Source organism: Acinetobacter sp. 766875 (assembly GCF_000582055.1).
Lineage (GTDB): Bacteria > Pseudomonadota > Gammaproteobacteria > Pseudomonadales > Moraxellaceae > Acinetobacter > Acinetobacter nosocomialis.
On sequence record NZ_JEXX01000047.1, the window covers coordinates 1 to 2,966 of the forward strand.

A 2,966-nucleotide genomic window follows, 5' to 3' on the forward strand; every position below is an offset into this window, starting at 1 on the left:
CCTCTTCAATTAAATATGCGACTGTATCCTGCTTGGCTCTCTTTGCTGCATCTAATGCATTTTGCATGGTCGCTGCCGACACATGCTTTTCTTCGACTAAACGCCGAAAAAACCCCGTAAATTTTGGAGATGTATGTAATACTGACATCTGCCTGCCTATGCTAATGTGTTTATAATTGGTATATGAAAAATTATACTTTTGTTATGTAAAATTACTACCTTATAAAGTGTTGCTCTAGTCTTACTCGAGCTATTAAAGCTTGAACTAGTCGAAGTTTTTAAAGATTAATTTTTAGAATGTTTAACTTCGAATGGCTATAAAGTTTTTCTTAATTTCAAAGAGAAGAAAAGATATAAGTAATCCCTTTAAAGAAAAGTATCTGAAATTTGTATAAATGCGTGTAGAATGTGCTGCATTTTTGATGAAAGGTGAGCAGTATGTCGGGTTCGACGATTACGCCTTGGGTAGTTGGCAACTGGAAAATGAATCCAATGCGTGCTAACGCCAACCAACTTATAGAAGAATTTAAACAATTATTGCAACAAAACCAAATTGCAGATGAAAGCTGCCATGTGGGCGTTGCCCCTGTTTCTATTGCACTTACAACAGTACAGGCGCAATTTCAGGATGCTGCAAGAACGGTATATACAGTTGCGCAAGATGTATCGCGTATTGCAGGTACAGGTGCTTATACTGGCGAAGTTAGTGCAGAATTATTAAAAGATAGCCAAATTAATTTCGTATTGGTCGGACACTCTGAACGCCGTGATATTTTTGGCGATAACGTTGAAATTTTGAAGGCGAAACTCCAAAATGCATTAAATGCGGGCTTGACTGTCATTTATTGTGTGGGCGAAAGTCTTGAACAGCGTGAGCAAGGCCATGCAGAGCAAGTTGTTTTACAACAAATTTGTGATATTGCACCTGTAGTGACTGCTGAACAGTGGCAAAACCAAGTCGTAATTGCTTATGAGCCGATTTGGGCAATTGGTACTGGTAAAACAGCTTCACCACAAGATGCGCAAGCAATGCACGCTAAAATTCGTGAAGGCTTATGCCAGCTTACTTCAGCGGGTTCAAGTATTGCTATTTTATATGGTGGTAGTGTAAAAGCTGAAAATGCTGTTGAATTAGCTGCATGTCCAGATATTAATGGTGCGTTGGTGGGTGGTGCTTCATTAAATGCAGCATCTTTTTATCAAATTGTACAAGCCTTCGCGCAAAGCAAATAACGAGGATAGGGTATGCACTCTTTTGTACTTGTTGTACATATTATTTTAGCTGTACTGATGATTGCATTGATTTTAGTGCAACATGGTAAAGGCGCAGATGCTGGTGCTTCTTTTGGTGGTGGCGGTGCAGCAACTGTATTTGGTGCATCTGGTTCGGGTAACTTCCTTACTCGCCTGACTGCTGTTTTAACTGCATTGTTTTTTGTAACGAGTTTGACTCTTGCTGTTTTTGCAAAAAAACAGACTACAGAGGCATATAGTTTGAAAACTGTACAAACAACAGCACCAGCTCAAACAACATCGCCTGAAACTTCACCAAATGCACCAAAAACGGGTCAATAATTCGAAATAAGGCTTTCCTTTTGCAGTTGGAAGGACTAGAATGCGTCCCACAAGCTGCGGTGGTGGTGGAATTGGTAGACACGCTACCTTGAGGTGGTAGTGCCTTCGGGCGTGGGGGTTCAAGTCCCCCCTTCCGCACCAACTTTGAACCAGAAAGTTGAGTGCAAGCAGTTTATTGATGCGGGATGGAGCAGTCTGGTAGCTCGTCGGGCTCATAACCCGAAGGTCGTTGGTTCAAATCCAGCTCCCGCTACCAATTTGATTAAGGTGCAACTTAATCAAACGAATATTGTAAAGTTTACATTGACTTTTTTCGATATTTGTATATAATTTTTGCACGTTGATGCGGGATGGAGCAGTCTGGTAGCTCGTCGGGCTCATAACCCGAAGGTCGTTGGTTCAAATCCAGCTCCCGCTACCAATTTGATTAAGGTGCAACTTAATCAAACGAATATTGTAAAGTTTACATTGACTTTTTTCGATATTTGTATATAATTTTTGCACGTTGATGCGGGATGGAGCAGTCTGGTAGCTCGTCGGGCTCATAACCCGAAGGTCGTTGGTTCAAATCCAGCTCCCGCTACCAAGTTTCTTAAAAGAGGCTCACAGACAGGTGGGCCTTTTTGCACAGTGGACTATTGTTTTCTGTGCTACATAGGGGCGATTAACGCCCTTTTTTATTGGTTATCGTATCGCTATCGTGTAGTGTCGACATCAATTGGTCAAATAGTCATGCTTCACTATAGTAGGTCTGTGTCGGTTAAAACAACCGATTGAATCGCACGAGAATGACGAGAGTAAATGAAATTATCAAATAAATCCCAAGCATTGTATGACATGATTGCTCCAGCAGTGCAGGCATGTGGTGTTGACCTGTGGGGAATCGAATTCCTTCCACAAGGTAAACGTTCATTATTGCGTATTTATATCGATAGACCGGTTGATGAAAACGCTGAACCAGTGATTAATGAAGATGGTGAAGTAGAACAAGGTCGTGGTATTGGCGTACAAGATTGTGTACGTGTTACACAACAAGTCGGCGCGATGTTGGATGTTCATGATCCGATTTCAGGTGAATATTCTTTAGAAGTTTCTTCACCAGGTTGGGATCGCCCATTTTTTCAACTTGAACAGTTGCAAAGCTATATTGGACAACAAGTTGCTTTGCGTTTAATTGCAGCAGTAGAAAATCGCCGTAAATTTCAAGCAAAACTCCTTGCTGTAGACCTTGAAAATGAAGAGATTAAGGTTGAAGTTGAAGGAAAGCATGTGCTTGATATCGACAGCAACAATATCGATAAAGCAAACTTGATCTATCAAGATTAAATTTATTTAAATTATATAAGAAATCGGTAGGTGACTTATGGGCCGCGAAATTCTTACCGTTGTAG

3 protein-coding genes and 4 tRNA genes are annotated in these 2,966 nt (G+C 40.8%); all 7 read left to right on the plus strand.

The features are described 5' to 3' along the window. Positions 1 to 438 precede the first annotated feature (438 nt). A complete protein-coding gene (gene tpiA / locus J576_RS19145; RefSeq protein ID WP_002156912.1) occupies positions 439 to 1,233 on the plus strand; it encodes a triose-phosphate isomerase in 795 nt (264 codons plus the stop codon). A 12-nt stretch (positions 1,234 to 1,245) separates the two neighbouring features. Continuing rightward, complete coding sequence (secG, locus tag J576_RS19150) at positions 1,246 to 1,575, plus strand: preprotein translocase subunit SecG (RefSeq protein WP_002156913.1); 330 nt, start codon at positions 1,246 to 1,248, stop codon at positions 1,573 to 1,575. Between the two features lie 56 nt (positions 1,576 to 1,631). Further along, positions 1,632 to 1,716, plus strand: a tRNA-Leu gene (locus J576_RS19155). A gap of 38 nt (positions 1,717 to 1,754) precedes the next feature. Continuing rightward, positions 1,755 to 1,831, plus strand: a tRNA-Met gene (locus tag J576_RS19160). 88 nt (positions 1,832 to 1,919) lie between these two features. Next, positions 1,920 to 1,996, plus strand: a tRNA-Met gene (locus J576_RS19165). Between the two features lie 88 nt (positions 1,997 to 2,084). Continuing rightward, positions 2,085 to 2,161 (plus strand) — tRNA-Met (locus J576_RS19170). A gap of 215 nt (positions 2,162 to 2,376) precedes the next feature. Further along, positions 2,377 to 2,901 carry a ribosome maturation factor RimP gene (gene rimP / locus J576_RS19175; RefSeq protein WP_002157009.1) on the plus strand — a complete coding sequence of 175 codons (525 nt, stop codon included), beginning with the start codon at positions 2,377 to 2,379 and terminating at the stop codon, positions 2,899 to 2,901. The last annotated feature ends 65 nt before the right edge of the window (positions 2,902 to 2,966 follow it).

Excerpts from the sequence above, each read along its gene's own strand:
- tpiA (WP_002156912.1), top strand. The coding sequence starts at position 439 with ATGTCGGGTTCGACGATTACGCCTTGGGTAGTTGGCAACTGGAAAATG.
- secG (WP_002156913.1), top strand. The coding sequence starts at position 1,246 with ATGCACTCTTTTGTACTTGTTGTACATATTATTTTAGCTGTACTGATG.
- rimP (WP_002157009.1), top strand. The coding sequence starts at position 2,377 with ATGAAATTATCAAATAAATCCCAAGCATTGTATGACATGATTGCTCCA.